General features: G+C 32.5%; 13 protein-coding genes. 10 read left to right on the top strand and 3 right to left on the bottom strand.

Annotated elements, in window-relative coordinates; translation table 11 throughout:
- Window positions 1-118 precede the first annotated feature (118 nt).
- The 7 genes from AC4FRF_RS01765 (at window position 119) to phoU (ending at window position 7,453) form a co-directional block, all read left to right on the top strand.
- A complete protein-coding gene (locus AC4FRF_RS01765) occupies window positions 119-1,198 on the top strand; it encodes a sensor histidine kinase (protein WP_491157724.1) in 1,080 nt (359 codons plus the stop codon).
- 347 nt (window positions 1,199-1,545) lie between these two features.
- Window positions 1,546-2,733: a porin gene (locus AC4FRF_RS01760; protein WP_491157723.1), complete on the top strand. Its 1,188-nt coding sequence runs from the start codon at window positions 1,546-1,548 to the stop codon at window positions 2,731-2,733.
- Between the two features lie 118 nt (window positions 2,734-2,851).
- Entirely contained in the window at window positions 2,852-3,715 is an 864-nt protein-coding gene (locus tag AC4FRF_RS01755) for a PstS family phosphate ABC transporter substrate-binding protein (RefSeq protein ID WP_491157722.1), read from the top strand.
- 180 nt (window positions 3,716-3,895) lie between these two features.
- Entirely contained in the window at window positions 3,896-5,104 is a 1,209-nt protein-coding gene (gene pstC, locus AC4FRF_RS01750; protein ID WP_491157721.1) for a phosphate ABC transporter permease subunit PstC, read from the top strand.
- A gap of 2 nt (window positions 5,105-5,106) precedes the next feature.
- Window positions 5,107-5,985, top strand: a complete 879-nt coding sequence (gene pstA / locus AC4FRF_RS01745; RefSeq protein WP_491157720.1) for a phosphate ABC transporter permease PstA — start codon at window positions 5,107-5,109, stop codon at window positions 5,983-5,985.
- A gap of 1 nt (window position 5,986) precedes the next feature.
- On the top strand, window positions 5,987-6,739 hold the full coding sequence (pstB, locus tag AC4FRF_RS01740; protein ID WP_491157719.1) for a phosphate ABC transporter ATP-binding protein PstB: 753 nt from the start codon (window positions 5,987-5,989) through the stop codon (window positions 6,737-6,739).
- 45 nt (window positions 6,740-6,784) lie between these two features.
- The gene (phoU, locus tag AC4FRF_RS01735; RefSeq protein ID WP_491157718.1) at window positions 6,785-7,453 is read left to right on the top strand and encodes a phosphate signaling complex protein PhoU; all 669 of its coding nucleotides are present in this window, start codon (window positions 6,785-6,787) and stop codon (window positions 7,451-7,453) included.
- Window positions 7,454-7,542: 89 nt separating this feature from the next.
- Here the strand turns inward: phoU and AC4FRF_RS01730 are convergent, their stop codons facing one another.
- Both AC4FRF_RS01730 and AC4FRF_RS01725 read right to left on the bottom strand, forming a co-directional pair.
- Window positions 7,543-8,181, bottom strand: coding sequence for a response regulator (locus AC4FRF_RS01730; protein WP_491157717.1), 639 nt, complete (start codon window positions 8,179-8,181; stop codon window positions 7,543-7,545).
- An 11-nt stretch (window positions 8,182-8,192) separates the two neighbouring features.
- On the bottom strand, window positions 8,193-9,665 hold the full coding sequence (locus tag AC4FRF_RS01725) for a sensor histidine kinase (protein WP_491157716.1): 1,473 nt from the start codon (window positions 9,663-9,665) through the stop codon (window positions 8,193-8,195).
- Window positions 9,666-10,025: 360 nt separating this feature from the next.
- Between AC4FRF_RS01725 and AC4FRF_RS01720 the strand changes: the two genes are divergently transcribed.
- Genes AC4FRF_RS01720 through AC4FRF_RS01710 form a run of 3 tightly spaced genes read left to right on the top strand, consistent with a single transcriptional unit; the run spans window position 10,026 to window position 19,536 of the window.
- Window positions 10,026-16,604 carry a DUF7507 domain-containing protein gene (locus tag AC4FRF_RS01720; RefSeq protein ID WP_491157715.1) on the top strand — a complete coding sequence of 2,193 codons (6,579 nt, stop codon included), beginning with the start codon at window positions 10,026-10,028 and terminating at the stop codon, window positions 16,602-16,604.
- 55 nt (window positions 16,605-16,659) lie between these two features.
- Window positions 16,660-17,574: a PorP/SprF family type IX secretion system membrane protein gene (locus tag AC4FRF_RS01715; RefSeq protein WP_491157714.1), complete on the top strand. Its 915-nt coding sequence runs from the start codon at window positions 16,660-16,662 to the stop codon at window positions 17,572-17,574.
- A 12-nt stretch (window positions 17,575-17,586) separates the two neighbouring features.
- Window positions 17,587-19,536: an OmpA family protein gene (locus tag AC4FRF_RS01710; protein ID WP_491157713.1), complete on the top strand. Its 1,950-nt coding sequence runs from the start codon at window positions 17,587-17,589 to the stop codon at window positions 19,534-19,536.
- A 112-nt stretch (window positions 19,537-19,648) separates the two neighbouring features.
- Here the strand turns inward: AC4FRF_RS01710 and AC4FRF_RS01705 are convergent, their stop codons facing one another.
- On the bottom strand, window positions 19,649-20,713 hold the full coding sequence (locus tag AC4FRF_RS01705; protein ID WP_491157712.1) for a glycosyltransferase: 1,065 nt from the start codon (window positions 20,711-20,713) through the stop codon (window positions 19,649-19,651).
- Window positions 20,714-20,798: the final 85 nt, after the last annotated feature.

The raw sequence follows: 20,798 nt of genomic DNA, 5'->3' as shown, positions 1-20,798 counted from the left end.
ATACTTATGTGCTCTTATTTTTAAAATCATATTTTTGTGATCAGTCAAAGAAAAAACTTATCTGACTTATATGGTAAAAAAGATAGGATTGTTATTATTTAAGTACAAAGACGAATAAATGAAAATAAGTTTTAAAAAAACGTATAAGTTTGCCATCAAATCGGCATTTTACATCAGCCTTTTTTCTACTGGATTTGTCCTTTTTTTGGCAATGATAATTTTTAAAGTTGATCCTAAAAGTCTTTTGGTTTTTGGGATCATTTTTGTTTTTGCAATTTACCTTTTCTCTTTTTTGGTTTTACAATATAGAGTAGAACGCTTTATATATAGAAGAGTAAAAAAAATCTACGACGATGTTTCCTTATTAGAATCTAGCACCCTTATCAATCAGCCTATTACTACAGATATGGAAACCTTAACTAGAGAAGTTAAGAAGTTTGCCACTGATAAGAAATTGGAAATTGAAATGTTACAAGTGCGTGAAGAATATCGAAGAGAGTTCTTGGGAAATATTTCACACGAATTAAAAACGCCCCTTTTTACAGTTCAAGGATATATTTCTACTTTATTAGATGGCGCTATGGATGATAAGGCTATTCGAAAAAAATATTTAAAACGTGCCGACAAAGGAGTGGAGCGTCTTATATATATAGTAGAAGATTTGGATATGATTACCAAATTAGAATCAGGAGATTTGAATTTAGACATTACCGAATTTGATATTGTAGAATTAATTCGAAATGTTTTTGACCTTTTAGAAATGAAAGCAGACAAAAAGAGAATCACTCTGGCTTTTGAGAATGATTACATCCGACCTAATTTTGTTAGAGCAGATAAAGATAGAATCCAGCAAGTTGTTGAGAACTTAATTGTAAACTCGATTAAGTATGGTAAAAAAGAAGGCACTACCGAAGTGGCTGTAGTGAATTTGACTAAAGAAAAAGTCTTAGTTCGTATTAGTGACGATGGCGAAGGGATTGAGAAGCAAAATATACCAAGATTGTTTGAGCGTTTTTATCGTGTAAACAAAAGTGGTTCTAGAGCCGAGGGAGGTTCTGGCTTAGGATTAGCGATTGTGAAACACATTATCGAAGCGCACAAAGAAAAAATATATGTAGAAAGTGAGTTTGGTATTGGTTCTGAATTTTCCTTTACTATAGAAAAAGCAACCCAAAAAGAGACTGGAAAAATAGTGTAGGTTTTCACATAAATAGATATTATCCTAAAAAGGGTGTAGTTGAAATAACAACTGCACCCTTTTTTTTGTCTTTTTGTCAAAATCCAAGCCAATAATGCTCTTTTTTAGCTGCCAAAAATTAGCTGTTTTTTTCAATGTTAAGTAAATGTTAAGTAAAAAAAAGCTTCTAAAGCGCTGCTAATTCTGGGATTTAATTTTTTATATATAGGTTTTCTGACATTGTTAAGAAGCTAATGTGAACAAATCTTTACGTTATGTTTCCTTAAAGGTAACTCTGGCTTAATATTCAGGCTAAAGTTTAATATTAGGTTTGCATAAAAATAATATAATATTGATTCTTAGTTAAAATGAAAAAGAAATTATTTGTTATACTGTTGATGTTTTCAATAGTGGGATTTGCTCAAGATGGGAAAAAATCTTTAGATGGTTATACTGTTAATAAAAAGAAATTAGGATTTACTGCAGCTGATAGTTTGTTTCAGGTCAATATTGGTTTTAGAATTCAAAGTAGAACTGGTTTTGAAAAAACAGAAGGAGAAACTGGTATCGTTGAAGGAGAAGTAAGAAGAATGCGTTTAAAACTGGATGGTTTTATTTATAATCCAAAATTTGGGTACAAAATAGAGTTAGGTTTTGCAGCTAAGGATATGGTAACCTTAGATAATAAGAATGGTAATGTTATTCTCGATGCGGTATTTTTCTATCATCCTACTAAAAACTGGACTATTGCTTTTGGGCAAACCAAATTGCCAGGTAATAACCAACGTGTGATTTCTTCAGGATCTTTAGAATTTACAGACAGAACTATTAATAATTCAAGATTTAATATTGATCGTGATTTTGGTCTTTTTGTAGATTATAGTCATGAAAATCCAACAAAATTTGCTTACTCTTTAAAAGGAGCTTTGACAAAAGGTGAAGGTAGAAACTGGGTAAAAACAGAAGATGATGGGATTGCTTTAACAGCAAAAGCAGAATTATTTCCTTTAGGTTCTTTTACAAAACATGGTTCGCTTACGGAAGCAGATTTGGAGAGAGAAAAAACACTTAAATGGATGCTTTCTGGAGCTTTTTCACAAAACAACCATGCTTTAAGAAAACAAGGGCAGTTGGGGAGTGAGTTGTTTGAAGCAAGAACTATTAAGTCATTGTTTTTTGATACAATGTTTAAGTACAATGGATGGTCACTAACTGGGGCTTATATGTCAGCTATGTGTGATAATCCTATTACAGTAAATCCTTTGGATATTACTAAAACACAAGCCGTAATGACAGGTCACGGATTTGATACGCAATTAGGATATGTTTTTCCATCAAATTATCAAATTGCTGCTAGATATTCTAATCAGATAGCAGGAAGTGAAATCCGTACAACAACTCCAGATGCAAATGAGTTTGCCTTAGGATTGTCAAAATATATTTTAGGACATAAATTCAAAGTACAATCGGAATGTTCTTTTGAAGATAAAAAATATATCACAGGAGATCACGTTGGAACATGGTATGTGCGTTTCCAAGTTGAAATCGGAATTTAATTATAAACGAGTTTAATATAAAAGTATTTCAGTTCTAAAAGTATGTAATTGCTTAATAGTGAATTAACATTAGCTTAATATTGAGTAGTTACTTTTGCAACAATTAATTTAAAACAAAATGAAAAAAACAAAATTATTTTTGATTTTACCTTTAATAGGTATGTTGAGTTGTGGTAAGGCTAAAACGGAAGACAAAGGTTCTGAAGATAAAGCAGCAGCTGTTTCTGTAACTATAAAAGGAAGTGATACGGTTTTGCCATTGGCTCAAAAAGAGTCTGAAGATTTAATGAAATCAGATTCAAATGTTAGTATTACGGTAGTAGGTGGAGGATCTGGAGTTGGAATTACTGCTCTTATTGATGGTACTACTGATATTGCAATGGCTTCTAGAGATTTAAAAACAGAAGAGAAATTAAAGTTTTCTGAAGAGAAAAAAGAGATTGAACAAGTAGTTATCGCTTTTGATGCTTTAACAGTTATTGTGAATCCAGCAAATGGAGTTTCTAAATTAACTCGTGAACAATTAGAAAAAATCTTTACAGGTGAGGTTAAAAACTGGAAAGAAGTAGGTGGAGCAGATGAGAAAATTGTTGCTTATTCAAGAGAATCTTCTTCTGGAACTTATGAGTTCTTTAAAGAAGAGGTTATGGAAAAGAAAAACTATGCTAATGATGTATTAAGTTTACCAGCTACAGGAGCTATTGTTCAAGCTGTAGGTCAAACTAAAGGTGCTATTGGGTACATTGGTTTAGCTTATGAAACTAAAGAAGTAAAACAATTAGCAGTTTCTTATGATCAGGGTAAAACTTTTATCGAGCCTTCTGTAGCAAGTGCTAAAGATAAAACGTATCCAATTTCAAGACCTTTGTATTATATGTTTGATAAAACAAACGCTGAAAAAGTAAAATCAATTGTTGATTACGCTTTGTCTGATGCTGGACAAAAAACAGTTTCAGAAGTAGGTTATGTTCCTTTGAAATAATTATTTAAGGTTAAATATTGAATTCTTAAAAAAGGTTATCATTTTTGATAGCCTTTTTTTTGTACTATTTTGTACCCAAGAAAACAATGTCTTAACATTAAGTTAACCTAAAGATAATAACTACCGAACATTCAGTCTGGATTGCTGGCGTAGTTTTGCAAAAAATAAAACATACTGGATTTGAAAACAAATTTTAAACAGTTAAAAGAGAGAATCATAGAGACAATTTTAATGCTGAGTGGCGCTGCTACAAGTATTACAGTAGTCTTGATTGTCTTTTTTCTATTTATTGAAGGGGCTGGAGTTTTTAATAGAAAGCCTATTGATGATGGTTTTATGTTGGCGGTTAATGCAACTAATAATGTAAAAACGCTTCATCCTTCGCAAATAAAGGATATTTTTGATCAAAAAATCACTAATTGGAAGCAGCTAGGAGGGGAGGATATGCCAATTGTTTTGTTTAGAACTAGTGATATTACAGACTATTACACCGAAGAAGAATTAGGTTCTAATTTTGAATACTTTCCAGAAAAACTCAACGAGTTAATACAAAAACAGCCAGGAATAATCGCCTTCTTTTCAGACAAATATAAGGCTAAAAAATTCAATGGTAAAGAAGTTGATATTGATAAAATTTCAGTGTATCAATTTTTATCTGGAGAAGAATGGTTTCCTACCGCACAGCCAATTGCTCAAATGGGAGTTAAGCCATTGATTTATGGAACCTTGTGGGTTAGTCTTGGAGCTATTCTTTTGGCTTTACCTATCGGTTTGGCAGCGGCAATTTACCTAAGTGAAATAGCTAAAAAAAGAACTCGAAGTATCTTAAAACCTTTGATTGAATTATTAGCCGGAATTCCATCAGTTGTATATGGTTTTTTTGGTCTGGTAGTGATTGTTCCTCTTATTCAAAGTACTTTTGATTTACCTGTAGGAGAAACAGGTTTAGCAGGAAGTGTGGTTTTAGCTATTATGGCTTTGCCTACAATTATTACGATTTCTGAAGATGCAATGCGCAATACACCACGCGCTATGAAAGAAGCAAGTTTAGCTTTAGGTGCAAGTCAATGGCAAACGATTTACAAGGTAGTAATGCCTTATTCAGCCTCTGGAATTACGGCCGGTGCTATATTAGGAATTGGTAGGGCAATTGGAGAAACTATGGCGGTTTTAATGGTTACTGGAAATGCTGCTGTAATACCACATACACTTTTAGCTCCAGTGCGAACCATTCCGGCAACTATTGCTGCAGAACTTGGTGAAGCACCAAACGGAGGCTTGCACTACGAAGCCTTATTTGCTTTAGGTTGTATTTTGTTCTTGATAACATTTGGGATTAATATGTTAGTCGAATTAGTTACTAATAGAAAATCACACAAAAAACATTAATAATGAGTTCTGAAAATAAATTAGCCCGTAAAAAGAAAATCAATCAAAAGATTGCTTTTGGAATATTTACAGCAATAAGTTATGCTATTGTTGCCCTTTTATTCGTTATATTAGCTTTTATAGTAATAAAAGGGATAGGAGTTATTAGTTGGGAGTTTATTACGGCAATGCCTTCTAATGGTATGACCGAAGGAGGAATTTTTCCAGCTATTGTAGGTACACTTTGTTTAGTTCTTGCCAGTATGATTTTTGCCTTTCCGGTTGGTGTTTTTGCAGCTATTTATATGAATGAATACGTAAAAGACGGCGTGGTTAAAAAAATCATCAAACAAATGACTAATAATCTTGCAGGTGTTCCATCTATTGTTTTTGGTTTATTTGGAATGTCATTATTTGTAAATAAATTAGGCTTTGGCGACTCTATTTTAGCTGGTGGATTAACTTTAGGTTTATTAGTGCTTCCAGTAGTTATTAGAACTACCGAAGAATCACTTAAAGCTGTTGATGCTACTTTTAGACAAGCTAGTTTAGGTTTAGGAGCTACAAAATGGCAAACCACAAGCAAAGTAGTTTTGCCTATTGCATTTCCTAATATTATTACCGGTTTGATTTTATCCATCGGAAGGGTTTCTGGAGAAACGGCTCCTATTTTATTTACAGTTGCAGCTTATTTCTTGCCTAAATTACCAACTTCTATTTTTGATCAAGCAATGGCTTTGCCGTATCATTTATATGTAATTGCTACCAGTGGAACAAACATTGAAAAATCGCGAGCAATGGCTTACGGTACAGCACTTATTTTAATTATTATTGTATTAATTTCTAATTTATTGGCGAATGCACTTCGTAAATATTACGGAAAAAAAGTAAAAATGAATTAACATGCATAAAATAGAATCCAGAAACGTAAACTTTTTTTACGGAGAAACACAAGCCTTACATGATATTTCTTTATCGATGAAGGAAAATACCGTTACGGCACTTATTGGTCCTTCAGGATGTGGAAAATCTACTTATTTACGTTTACTGAACAGAATGAATGATTTGATTGATAATACCCGCATGGAAGGGACTATTTTAATCGATCAAAATGATATTTATCAAAAGAATACCAATGTAGATGATTTGAGAAAGAATGTTGGAATGGTATTTCAAAAACCAAATCCTTTTCCAAAAAGCATTTACGAAAATGTAGCTTACGGTTTAAGAGTTAACGGAATTGAGGATAAAAACATTATCGAAGAAAGAGTTGTTACTTCTATAGAGCAAGTGGCTTTGTGGGGAGAAGTAAAAGATAAATTAAAAAAATCTGCTTTTGAATTGTCTGGTGGGCAGCAACAGCGTTTGTGTATTGCTCGTGCCTTAGCGATTCAACCTTCAGTTTTATTAATGGATGAGCCTACTTCGGCTTTGGATCCTATTTCAACTTCTAAAATTGAAGAATTGATTCACGAATTAAAAAATCAATATACTATTGTTATTGTAACGCATAACATGCAGCAAGCAGCACGTGTGAGTGATAACACTGCTTTTTTCTATATGGGAGAATTAATTGAGTGCGATAAAACAAAAACAATTTTTACAAAACCGGCGATACAGCAGACTGAGGATTATATAACAGGAAGATTTGGTTGATATTTGCAACTTTCTTTATAATCAGCTAACTTTAAATTAAAAAAAATGGCATCACACTTCGAAATAGAATTAGAAAAGCTTAAAAATGTAATTATCAAGATTGGTAATCTTGCTGAAAATCAATTGAGTGAAGCAGTAAAAGCTTTGCTTTCTGAGCCTATGGCTGAGAAAAAAGAGGTTAAAAAAACCGAAGAAAAGATAGATAGATTAGATGTGAAAATTGATGAGATTTGTCAAACTATTTTTGCATTACAACAACCTGTTGCTTCTGATTTGCGATTTATTATGGCTTCCATGCAAATTAGTAATGAGATTGAAAGAATAGGTGATTTAGCTATGAGTGTTATCAAAAACTCTAAAAACATTAAAGATAAACATGATTTAATTGTCAAATTTAATGTTGCTGAATTAGCTAAACAGGTAGAGCAAATTACGGTAAAAATGAACAAATGTTTTTTAGACAGAAGTGAAACAACTATCGGAGAAATTTTTGTTTTAAATAATAGTATTAAAAAAGGAACTGACGATACCATTCATAATTTAATGAACGAGATGAAGTCTAATTCTAAGGCGGTTGTTTCGGGTATGAATTTAGTGATGGTTTTAAAACATCTGGAGCGTGTGTCGGAGCATTGTACCAATATTGCTGAACATGTGCATTTTATGATAAAAGCTAAAATTATCAAACACGAAAAATTTGATGATAAGCAATAATAGTTATTCTTAATAAAGATTTATTTATAAAAAAAACCAGTTTCCTTTCTCAACAAGAAACTGGTTTTTTATGGTTTTTAGATATAAGTTTAATGGTCTACACCATTGGTTTTATTGAATAAACTAATAAGTTCTACAATGTTTTTAATATTTAATTTATTAAAAATTTTGTTTTTATGTGTACTTACTGTTGTGAGTTGGATACTAAGTTTGTTAGCAATTTCTATGTTTCCATCTCCATGAACTAGTAATTCTGAAATTTCTCTTTCTCTTTTAGATAATTTATCCAATGGATTAATACTTTCTTTGTTGGTAGAAGCTTTTACCAATTCTTTAATGATATCAGGGGTTAGGTAATTGCCAGTTTTTAAAATACTGTCAATGGCATTACATAGTTTTTTTTTATCACTTAGTTTATTAAGATAACCATTTGCTCCGGCAATAATATAAGGGCAGGCGTGGGTTTCTTCTTCGTAAACAGAAAAAATGAGTATTTTAATATCTTCTTGAATACTTCTAATCTCTTCAATCATAGCTGTATTTCTTCCACCTGGAATGTTGATGTCTAGGATTATTAAATCGAACTTTTTCTCTGTCAGAATTTTTAGAGTTTGATTAAAATTCTCAGTTGTGGTGATGGAGATGTTTTTAATTTTTTCTTCTAATATGATTGAAACGCCTGTTCTTACAACTAAATGATCATCTACTATTAGTATTTCTTTTTGCATAGTTTAACTATTTAGGTTAAGCACTTATTTTGTTTAAAATTGATTTCTATTGTTACTGTAGTGCCTTCGTTATTTGGGTTTGAAAACGAAATGTTTCCATTTAGAATTATTAGTAATTCTAATACCAAATGTAAGCCAATTCCATAGGTACTTAAAATAAGCTTTTCAGGATCTCTGTTTTTGTATAAATTAGTATAATAATCAATGATGTCTTGGCTCATTCCGTTACCAGTGTCTTTTACCCAATATGCTATTTTATTGTTATCTGCTTTTGCGCCAATTTCAATAGTTCCCGAGTTGGTATTTTTTACAGCATTGTCTATTAAGTTATGAATAATTATCGAAACGATTCTGATGTTGATATCTGAGGTTAGGTTTGCATCGGTATTATTGATGATTTTAGTGCCATTTATAGAAGCGATATCTTCAAAGAAAGTTTTTTTGTTTTCTATTAAATCATAAACGGAATAACTTTTTTGATCATAATCACGATCTTCAATATATATTTTTGAGTATTCAATGAGTGTTTTGGTAAACTCATACAGTTGTGAGGAAGATTTGTAAATGGAGTTTGCGTAATTGTGTATTGTTGTGTTTTTTGTTTTTTTAGTGTTGCTGCTTAGGTGTTTGGCTATAAGTTGAATGTATTTTAAAGGGCTCCTAATATCATGGCTTACAGTACCAATTATTTTTTTATGTTGAATAATTTCGGTAAATAAATCTTGTTTCGTTTTTTCTAAATCATTAATTATTGCCTCCAGTTGTATTTTTTGTTGTTTTAATTCTTGTTTGGATTTTATTATTTTTTTGAGCATTCCACTATAGTAAATACTTATGGAACTTATGATAATACAAATGAAAAAAATGTTTATTAATAGAAGATAATAGTTTGTTTTACGGGTACCATCTCCTAATAAATTTGAAAACCGTTCTTCGATACGGCCTATTTTTATGTTTAACTCGTTTAATTCTTCTAAAGCTTTGATTTTCGATTCTGGGTCTAATTTTCGATTCTTAATTTTTTCATGTAAATCAAGTCCTTTTTGATACAATTTTAAGTTTAGTTCATCACCTTTTTTCCATTCTTCTATAGCTTTCTTAAAGAACCATATTTTTTGAAAGTTGTTAAACAACCAAATCATATCATTTAAGTCTTCTTCATGGTTTTTTCCCTCTCTGAATCCTTGTTTTGTGGTTTCATTATCTAATTTATCAGTTAGTGATATCCTGGCTTTGGCATCACCCATAGGAATGTTAATATTGGACAAAAAGTTTGACCAATATTTATTCTTAGAGGTAAATAAATAATTAATCAAATTTCTGGTAGCAACGTTATGTCCTTTAGAGTAACGAGATTCTCCATTTACATAGGCTCTTGTTGCGGACAATGTTTTTATGGTGTAAAAATTTATGACAATCAATAAAGAACAAGCTGTCAGAATTATAATTAAAAAAGTAACTGTATGTGTTTTAGCCTGTTTCAATTTTAAAAAATTTTATTTGATTCGTTTGATTGTTTTTAATGTTAATGTAGGAAATACAATGATACAGTAGTCAAATAATATTAATGCTAGTTCTAGTATTCCACAAATATACCAATATAATCATGTTGTTTTTGTAGGAATAAATCTGTTTTAAAGTTGATATTTAGCCATTTTTTTGTAGTTTTTATTTTGTTAAGCTGTAGTTTTATGTCTACGGATATTTTGGCTTTATCCGTATTCAATATTTTAATTTTGTCAATAAATCATTATTGCTGTTGAGCTTTATGTTTTTTGTAGTCGTACTATTCCGATAAAAAAAAACTAAATATTGATTTAAATCAAAATTAAATTCTTTAGATTATGAGAAACAATTACTTTGTTGGAAGAAATAGATTTAGCAAATTCTTCTTCTTTTTGAGTTTCATATTAGTGTCTTTAAATTCCTTTGGACAAGATAACGGAGCAGATCCAATTCCTTTTGTGTCTTCAAATTTTGCCAATTTGTCTGTTAATAAAAGTACTACAGCTACCTTATGTGTTGGTTGTGGTATAAGCAACGAGAGTAATTTAATTGATGGTGATTTAACTAATTATGCAACTGCTAGTACAGGTGTTCTTAGTGTAGGTGTAGTCAATACATTGCGTGTTACCGATGGAACTTTAAATAAAAGCTATGTACCTGGAACTTTTGCAGGTTTCAAAATTGGTACAGGAAGTCAACTACTTAGTTTAGATTTGTTAAACGGAATAACCATAAAAACATATCTAGACGGTGTTTTACAGGATTCAAACTCAGGAAATGCTTTATTAGGTTTGAGTTTGCTTTCTGGAACAAATGAAAGTTTAGTTGGTTTTAATACTTTAAAAGCTTTTGATGCTATTGAAATCGTTTTAAATGGAACAGTATCTTTATTAAGTGATACAAATGTTTTCTATGCAGTAGTTAAAGAATATTCAGCAGGACCAGATTTAGTTTGCAATACCATGACTAAAATGAGTTCTCCTATTTATCCAGTTACAATAGATCAGGCTAATACAGGATTTACAGGTCTTCTTTCGGTAGGAAGTATTACTGATGTAGACAATGCTGTTAGTGCTAATGATTCTGATTATGCAACAATAAGTTTTACAGTTGGTGCTGTGGCTGATGCAAGTATCGCTATTAAAGATCAGGTTACGAATTATCCAGCAGGAACATATGCAGGATTTGAAATAGAGAATACAGGTTTACTAGATCTTTCAGTTTTAGGTAATATTGTTGTTTCAACTTATTTAGATGGAGTACAGAAAGAACAGTTTTCTGGAAATAATTTGGTTGCTAATGTAGGATTGCTTCCTGCATCGGGTTCTTTTAAGTTAGGTTTTGTTAGTAGTCAAGATTTTGATGAGGTAAAATTAACCATCAATCAAACGGTGGGATTGAGTTTAGGAACAACTAGAGTTTACGGGGCTGTTTTTGAAAAGTTTTGTGCTGGTCCTGATTTAGCCTGTAATACTCAAACACCTATGACAGCTCCAACTTATCCAGTTTATGTGAACAGTGCTAATTCTGGAATTAATGGTTTGGTTTGTGCACTATGTAGTGTGTCAAATCAAGATAATTTAATAGATGCAGATCTTACTAATTATACCAGTGTAAATTTATCAGTAGGAGTAGGCACAACTGGGAGTTTGTCAGTAAAAAATCAAATTACAGATTACCCTGCAGGAACTTTTGCAGGTTATACAATAGAAAATCCAGCTTTACTTAATGTTGACGCTTTGAGTGCGGTAACTGTTACCACTTATTTAGATGGTGTGCAGCAAGAAACAAAAACAGGTAATGGGCCTTTAGTGTCTGTAGGAACTGATTTGTTGGTTGGAACAGGAAAAGAAACAATAGGTTTTGTGTCAACAATGCCATTTGATGAAGCTAAAATTACCTTTCAAAATTTGGTTTCTGTCAATCTGGGAGAAGTTAAAGTGTATTACTCCGTTTTTCAAAAATTATGTGATCCAGTTGTAGAGTGTAATAAAGAATATGTTTGGACAAATCCAGATTTTCCAGTTACTATTAATAACGATAATACAGGTGTTGAAGGTGTGGCTTGTGTAGCTTGTGCTGTGAATGATACCAATAATTTATTAACTGCAGATACAACAGATTATGCTAATATTACTTTGGTTGCAGGAGTAATAGGCTCAGGTTCTGTTGCAGTAAAAGATCAATTGTTTACTTATCCTCAAGGAACTTTTGCAGGTTATGTTATTGACGATTTAGGGACATTAGCACAAGTTAATTTACTTCAATCTTTAAATATTAGTACTTATAATAATGGTGTTTTACAAGAAACAAAATCAGCAGGTCAGTTAATTGATTTATCACTTCTGGGATTAGATGTTTTGGGTTCTGTTCCTGGTGTGTATAATGTTGGTTTTAAAACCACTTTGCCTTTTGACGAAATTAAACTTACCTTGAATTCGTTGGCAAGTGTTGTTAATAGTATTAATGTTTATGGTGCATTTGTAAATACATTTGAGACTGATGGCGGAAGTGGAAGTGGTTTAGAATGTAACTCTTCTTCGATTTCGGTAGCTAAAGATGGAACTTATATTGATGCAAACAACGATGGAATTGTTAATGTTGGAGATCGAATTGATTATACTTTTGATATTAAAAATACTGGTTTTGAAACCTTAACGAATGTAGTTTTAACAGATAATAACGCTACTGTATCGGGAACTCCTATAGCTAGTTTGGAAGCGGGTGAAAATGATACAACATCATATACGGCCACTTATGCTATTACTCAGGCAGATATAGATGCAGGAGTAGTGTATAACTTGGCAACTGTGACGGCTCAAACTATTTTAGGAACGGATGTTACAGCAACTTCTACAGACCCTACACCTTGTGCTAGTTGTCCAATAGACCCAAGCTGTCCTGATTGTACAGCAACTCCAATAGCTCAAACAAATACTATTGCATTAGTAAAAACGGGAACTATAAGTGGAACAGCAGCTTTGGGAGATATTATTAACTATACATTTAGTGTAACTAATACAGGAAATACTACCTTAACTAATGTAATTGTTACAGATCCAATGACTGGGTTGGTAATTTCAGGAAGTCCAATTGCAACTTTAGCACCAGGAGATACAGACAATAGTATTACAGGAATTTATATTATTACTCAAGCTGATATTGATGCTGGTAAGGTTACGAATTCAGCTTTAGTAACGGCAAAAGATCCACAAGCTAATGATGTTACGGATATTTCTGGAACAACAATAACTACAGATGATCCTACAGAAACACCAGTAGATCAAACTGCTACTATTGCATTAGTAAAAACTGCAGAAGTAGGAGGAGCAGGAGAGTTAAATGATGTAATTGCCTACACTTTTGCTGTAACCAATACAGGAACAACAACATTAACGAATGTAGTAGTAACGGATCCAATGACAGGATTGGTAATTTCAGGAAGTCCAATTGCAACTTTAGCACCTGGAGCTACTAATATAAGTATTACAGGAACTTATACCATTACTCAAGATGATGTTGATGCAGGGAAAGTTACTAATTCAGCCTTAGTGACTGCAAAAGATCCAGAAGGTAATGATGTTACAGATATTTCTGGAACAACAATAACTACTGATGATGCAACCGAAACACCAATTGGACAGCGATCAACGATTGCTTTAGTAAAAACAGCAACAATTGATGGTACTGGAACAGGGCTTTTAGGAGAAACTATTACCTATACTTTTGCAGTAACAAATACAGGAACAACTACTTTAACGGATATTGTAGTAACAGATCCTATGACTACTACCGGTTTGACTATTCCGGTAAATCAAATTGCAACTTTGGCACCTAATACTACTGATGCTACAACTATTACAGGAACTTACGTTATTACTCAAGCTGATATTGATGCTGGTAAAGTAGTTAATCAAGCTACGGTGATAGCAAAAGATCCACTTAGTAATGATGTTACTGATATCTCTGGAACTACCAAAGGTACCAATGATGCTACAGAAACTCCTTTGACTCAAAGTTCAAGTATTGCATTAATGAAAAAAGCAACAATTGGAGGGACTGGAACGGGACTTTTGGGAGAAGTTATTTCTTATGAATTTACAGTTAAAAATACAGGAACAACGACCTTAAAGAATATTTTAGTTTCAGATCCAATGATTGGATTAACTATTACAGGAAATCCAATAGCGACATTAGCTCCTGGGGTTACTGATAATACAACAATTAAAGGAACTTATACAATTACTCAGGCAGATATTGATGCTGGAAAAGTTACCAACTCAGCCTTAGTGATAGCAAAAGATCCAGAGAATAATAATGTGACTGATATTTCGGGAACAACTTTGACAACGGATGACAGTACGGATACTCCTGTAACTCAGAATTCAACTATTGCATTGATGAAAACAGCTACAATCGGTGGAACTGGAACAGGGCTTTTGGGAGAAGTTATCACGTATACCTTTACAGTAAAAAATACGGGGAATACTACTTTGACAAATGTAGTGGTAACGGATCCTATGGTTGGTTTAACTATTACAGGAAATCCAATAGCTATATTAGCTCCTGGAGTTACTAATACCACAATAAAAGGAACTTATACGATTACTCAGTCAGATATCGATGCAGGAAAAGTATCAAACTCAGCCTTAGTAACAGCCAAAGACCCTCAGAATAATGATATTACTGATGTTTCAGGAACAACATTAACAACGGATGACAGTACGGATACACCTGTAACTCATACTTCAACTATTGCATTGATGAAAACAGCCACAATCGGTGGAACTGGAACAGGGCTTTTAGGAGAAGTTATTACTTATAAGTTTACCGTAAAAAATACAGGAAATACTACTTTAACCAATGTAGTGGTAACGGATCCAATGGTTGGATTGACTATAACAGGAAGTCCAATAGTTACATTAGCTCCTGGGGTTACTGATGATACCAGTATTGTGGGAATTTATACAATTACTCAGGCAGATATTGATGCAGGAAAAGTATCAAATTCAGCTTTAGTAACGGCTAAAGACCCTCAGAATAATGATATTACTGATGTTTCAGGAACAACATTAACAACGGATGATACTACGGATACTCCTGTAACTCATACTTCAACTATTGCATTGATGAAAACAGCCACAATCGGTGGAACTGGAACAGGGCTTTTAGGAGAAGTTATTACTTATAAGTTTACCGTAAAAAATACAGGAAATACTACTTTAACCAATGTAGTGGTAACGGATCCAATGGTTGGATTGACTATAACAGGAAGTCCAATAGTTACATTAGCTCCAGGAGTTACTGATGATACCAGTATTGTGGGAACTTATACGATTACTCAGGCAGATATTGATGCAGGAAAAGTATCAAATTCAGCCTTAGTAACGGCCAAAGATCCTCAGAATAATGATATTACTGATGTTTCAGGAACAACATTAACAACAGACGATACTACTGATACTCCACTAACTCAAAATTCAAGTATAGCATTAGTAAAAACGGCATCAACACCAACTGTTATTTCAGCTGGAGAGATTGTAACGTATACATTTACTGTTCATAACACAGGAAATACTACTATTAAGAATATTGTAGTTACGGATCCTTTGACTGATTTGATAATAGGAACTAATACAATTGCTTCTTTAGCTCCGGGTACTTCCGATAACTCTATTACAGCAACTTATGTAATAAAACAAACTGATATTGAGTTTGGTAAAATAGTTAATCAAGCAACAGCCGTTGGTAAAGATCCAAATGGAGATGATGTTACTGATATATCTGGTACAGCCATCACTAATGATAATCCGACAGAAACAAGTTTGGATCAAATGCCTGCTATAACTTTAACTAAAGACGGCGTATATGAAGATACAAACAATGATGGTATTGCAAGTATTGGTGACAAAGTGAAGTATATTTTTGAAATTAAAAATACTGGAAACACAATACTTTACAATATTAGTTTAACAGATGACAATGCGAATGTTCAAGGTACTGTAATTCCTTCTTTAGCTGTTAACGCTTCTAATACCAATGCATATACAGCCGAATATCTAATTACGCAAGACGATATTAATGCTGGAGTAGTCTATAATTCAGCAACAGTTTCGGCTAAAACATCCTTAGATGTGACTGTTTCGGCTAATTCAGTTGACCCAACACCTTGTACAACGTGTCCAGTAAATACGGCTTGTCCAACTTGTACTATTACAGGATTACCACAATCTCCAAAAATTGCTTTAATGTTAACGGGAGAATTTCAGGATGAAAATATGGATGGTCAAGCTCAAATTGGTGAAACGATCAAGTATACTTACACCATTATGAATATGGGTAATGTACCGTTATCTGATGTTTGGATTGATGATGCAATGGCAGGACTTGATATGAATAGTGGAATGATTAATATGGCTATTGGTGCTATGGATAACACAACGTTTTATGCAAGTTACAGTATCACTCAAGAAGATATTATTGCTGGTCATGTAACTAATCAAGCAACTGTGTATGGAACAAGTCCTTTAGGTGTAGTAGTTCAGGATTTGTCTGATGATGATAGTCCATTAGAAAATGATGCTACCGTAATAGGTGTTGAAGGATGTACTCTTAATGTGTTTAATGCAGTTTCTCCAAACGTAGGCTCAGATTATCAGAGGATATTTTATGTAAGAGGTATTGATTGTTATCCTAATAACTCGGTTCAAATATTTGACCGTTGGGGAGTTAAAGTTTATGATGTTGATGGTTACGATAATATTGCCAAAGCTTTTAGAGGTGTCTCTGAAGGAAGAGCAACGGTTAGCCAATCTAAAGCTTTACCTAGCGGAACTTATTTCTATGTAATTAAATATGTAGATAAAGACGGTAAAGGTTTTAACAAAGCAGGATACCTGCATTTAATTAATAATTAGTAAATGCAGCTCACGAGAAAGAAAGGTTCTTTTAGAATAAATTAAAATTAATAGTATGAAAACAAATTCTATAATAATACTTCTGTTGTTAGTAACGGTGTCTGGCTTTGCTCAACAAGATTCGCAGTTCACGCATTATATGTATAACACCATTAACATTAATCCTGCTTATGCCGGTAGTCGAGGAGTAGCAAGTATTTTCGGTTTACATCGTACACAATGGGTAGGATTAGATGGGGCTCCAACAACAAATGCATTTTCAATCAATACACCAATTCAAAATTCAAGAGTTGGTATTGGGGTGTCTTTTGTAAATGATAAAATTGGAGCTGCAGACCAGAATAATATTGCAGTGGATGTATCTTATACAATTCCTACTTCTGAAGAATACAATTTATCTTTTGGGATTAAAGCTTCAGGAGATTTATTGAATGTAGATTATACAAAACTGGATCGTTATAATGGAGGTAGTGCTGTATTTCAAAATAATATAGATAATGCATTCTCGCCAAACATAGGTGCTGGTGTTTATTATCATTCAGACAAGCTTTATGTAGGTTTCTCGGTTCCTAATTTTTTAACAATCAAACATTTTGATGATAATACTGAGGCAGCTGTCAAAGATAGATTGCACTATTATTTAATTGGAGGTTATGTATTTGATATGAGTCCTACAGTTAAATTCAAACCAAGTATTTTGACTAAAATGGTTTCTGGAGCACCTTTACAGGTTGATTTGTCTGCCAACGTAATGTTACAAGATAAATTTACTTTAGGTCTTTCGTATCGTTTAAGTGCTGCAGCGACAGCTATGGCAGGAATTCAACTAACGGATGGTTTGCTTGTAGGCTATAGCTATGATTTTGATACCACTAGTTTAGAACATTATAATTCAGGTTCTCACGAAATATTCTTACGTTTTGAATTGTTTAACATTCAGAAAAGAATAATAACTCCAAGATTTTTCTAAAATAATAAGCTTATGAAAAAGTATTACATATCAGTATTGTTGTTTAGCTTCTTTGCTTTACAACTTTCGGCGCAAGTTAGTTCAAATGATAATAAGGCAGATAAAGAGTACGATAGATTCGCTTATATTGATGCGATTAAGACTTATGAGCGTATGTATGAAAGAGGGTATAAGTCACCAGATATGTTGTTAAAATTAGCAAACGCATATTATTTTAATGGCGATTTAGAGAATGCCGCTAAGTACTATAAAGAATTGTTTACTACTGAAACAATCGTAAAACCAGAATGTTATTATCGTTATGCTCAATCTTTAAAGTCAATTAAAGAGTATGAAAAGGCCGATGAAATGATGGCTAAATTTAATAAAGAAAACGGAAATGATCTGAGAGCCAAACTTGCCAATAATCAAAAAAACTATCTTGAAGTTATTAAGAAAAATTCAGGAAGGTACGATATCGAGAACGCTGGGATAAACTCCAAATATTCAGATTATGGAAGTTCTTATTACAATGGATATCTAGTTTTTGCTACCGCTCGTGATACTGGAAATTTTGTTAAAAGAATGGATCCTTGGACAGGTGAAGGATTTACTAATTTGTATCAGGCAAGAATTGATTCAGACGGAGCTTTAACTAATGTTAGAAGAGCTTTTAGAAATTTAAATACAAAGTTTCACGAGGCGACTCCTGTTTTTACTAAAGATGGAAAAACAGTTTATTTTACCCGAAACAATTACAATGATGGTAAGCGTGGGAAAGATGAAAATGAAACTACTTTGTTGAAAATTTACAAAGCAAACTTAAATGGTGATAAATGGGAAAATATTACCGAATTACCTTTTAATAGTGATGATTATAGTGCTGCACATCCAGCTTTGAGTTTTGATGAAAAGACCTTGTATTTTGCTTCAGATATGCCAGGAACAGTAGGGCAATCGGATATTTATAAGGTAAGTATTAATGAGGATGGAAGTTATGGAACTCCAGAAAATTTAGGTAAAGGGATTAATACAGAGGGAAGAGAAACTTTTCCATTTATAACTGAAAAGAATGAACTTTATTTTGCTTCTGACGGGCATCCTGGTTTAGGAGGAATGGATGTTTTTGTTTCAAAAGCGAGACAAGATGGTACTTTTAAAGAGGTTCTTAATGTAGGTGAACCTTTAAATAGTTCAAAAGATGATTTTGGATTTTTATTTAATCCAGAAACTAAAATAGGATATGTTACTTCTAATAGAGATGGAGGTCAGGGAGGAGATGATATTTATAAAGTAAAAGAAAATAGACCCATTGAATATCCATGTGAGCAGTTTTTAGGAGGAACTGTTGCAGATGTTGAAACTCATGAGTTAATTGAAGGTGCAAAAGTGAGTTTGTTTGATAGTAGCTATAAAGCTTTGAAAACAGCTTTGACAAACACAAAAGGTGAATTTGATTTTGGTGAAGTAGATTGTAATGCTAAATATTACATTAAAACTGAAAAAGAGGCTTATAATACTGATGAAGTTTCTGCAGTGATTGCCGATAACACTGGTAAAACACTTGTTCCAATTACAATTGAAAAAACACTTAAGAAAGTAACTGTAGGAGATGATATTGCTAAAGCATTTGGAATTAAAATTATCTATTTTGATTTAAACAAATCAGATATTCGTCCTGATGCAGCCCTTGAATTGTCTAAAATTTTAGATGTAATGATTCAAAATCCAACCATTAAAATTGATATCCGTTCACATACAGATAGTAGAAATACTGCAGCATACAATATGAAACTTTCAGAAAGGAGAGCAGCTTCAACTAAAGAATGGTTAATTAATAATGGAATTGATAAATCACGCTTGACAGCTAAAGGTTATGGCGAATCGCAATTAGTAAATAGATGTGCTGATGGCGTAGAATGTACTGAAGAGGAACATCAAGCAAACAGACGTAGTGAGTTTGTGATTGTTTCTTTACAATAACACTAATAGTTAGGTTAGTTTTTTTGTATCGTTATCCTATAACGGGGGTTAATTAGGATAACATTTTAAACAACACTAATTGATCATTTTTGATTGATTAGTGTTTGTTTTTTTATTGAAATACATTAAAAATTTCAGCCCAATTTAAATCAGATTTTATTTCCGAAAGACCTTTGTAGTTTTTTGTTTTTTCAAGATTTTGGATGCTAAAAAGATTTTGTTCTGTATAAGGAACTCGTTTTTCTGCTTCTAATTTTTTAGCTAAATATTCTTGTTCGTATTGTCCTGGAGTAGGTATGAAAAAAGCTTTTTTATTTAGTTTTGCTAAATCCATAATCGAGGTGTAGCCAGAACGACAAAGTATCAGTTCACTTTCGTTTAGGGATTGTTCCAGCTGACGGCTGTGCATAAAATTGTAAAAAGTAAGATTTTCTGTTTGTTCCTTTTTTTGTTCTTTTTCTATAATTCCTTTTATAAAAAGGATTTTTCCATTATAATGTAGAATTTCTTTTTTTAGTTTTTCTTCCAGCATTCCTCTTTGAGGTTCTGGACCGGAAAGAACTATCATTAAATCGTATTTTTTTTCTACTTTTTTACAATGCATCCTACTCAAAGGGCCAATGTATTTAATGTTTAAATCGGGTCTTTTTAAATGGCTTAATTCGCCTGCTAAATTAGGAGTGTTGTTGGTGTCAGGAACCCAACATTCAGTGAATTTTTTGATAATATTTTGATGTAAAAGGCTAGTAATCCAGGTAGTGTTTCCGGTCATTACATTGAGTTGGTGGGTGATAAATACCGAAGGTACTTTTTTACTAAAAACACCTAGTCTATTGTCAGATATGATACCGTCAATTTCATATTTTTTAATCCATTTTTTTACCAATTTTTTTTCTTCTAAAATGGCTTCAATCATTTTAGGGCAATTCTTTAGCAGTTTCCATTTGAAATACTTGCCATTTTTAGCATATTCTATTTCGTATGAAGGAAGTTCGAGGAATCTTAAATAAGGAAATTCTTTTTTTAATAAATCCAAAGCAATTCCGTCCGAAGCAATAATAGGGATATGATTGTTGTCTTGTAAGGCTTTAATAATAGGAATACATCGTGTTGCATGACCTAAGCCCCAATTTAATGGAGCTACTAATATTGTTTTGCTAGGAGTGTTTAAATTCATTTTTCAATCATTTTAATGATAAAAATAGTTAAACAAACTTTTTATCAACAGGCTTATGAATTATCAAACCATTAACTTATTATTT

This window comes from Flavobacterium sp. ST-158, from assembly GCF_058309975.1.
The sequence above is the reverse complement of the archived record's forward strand: the minus strand, read 5'-3'. Positions and strand labels throughout refer to the sequence as shown.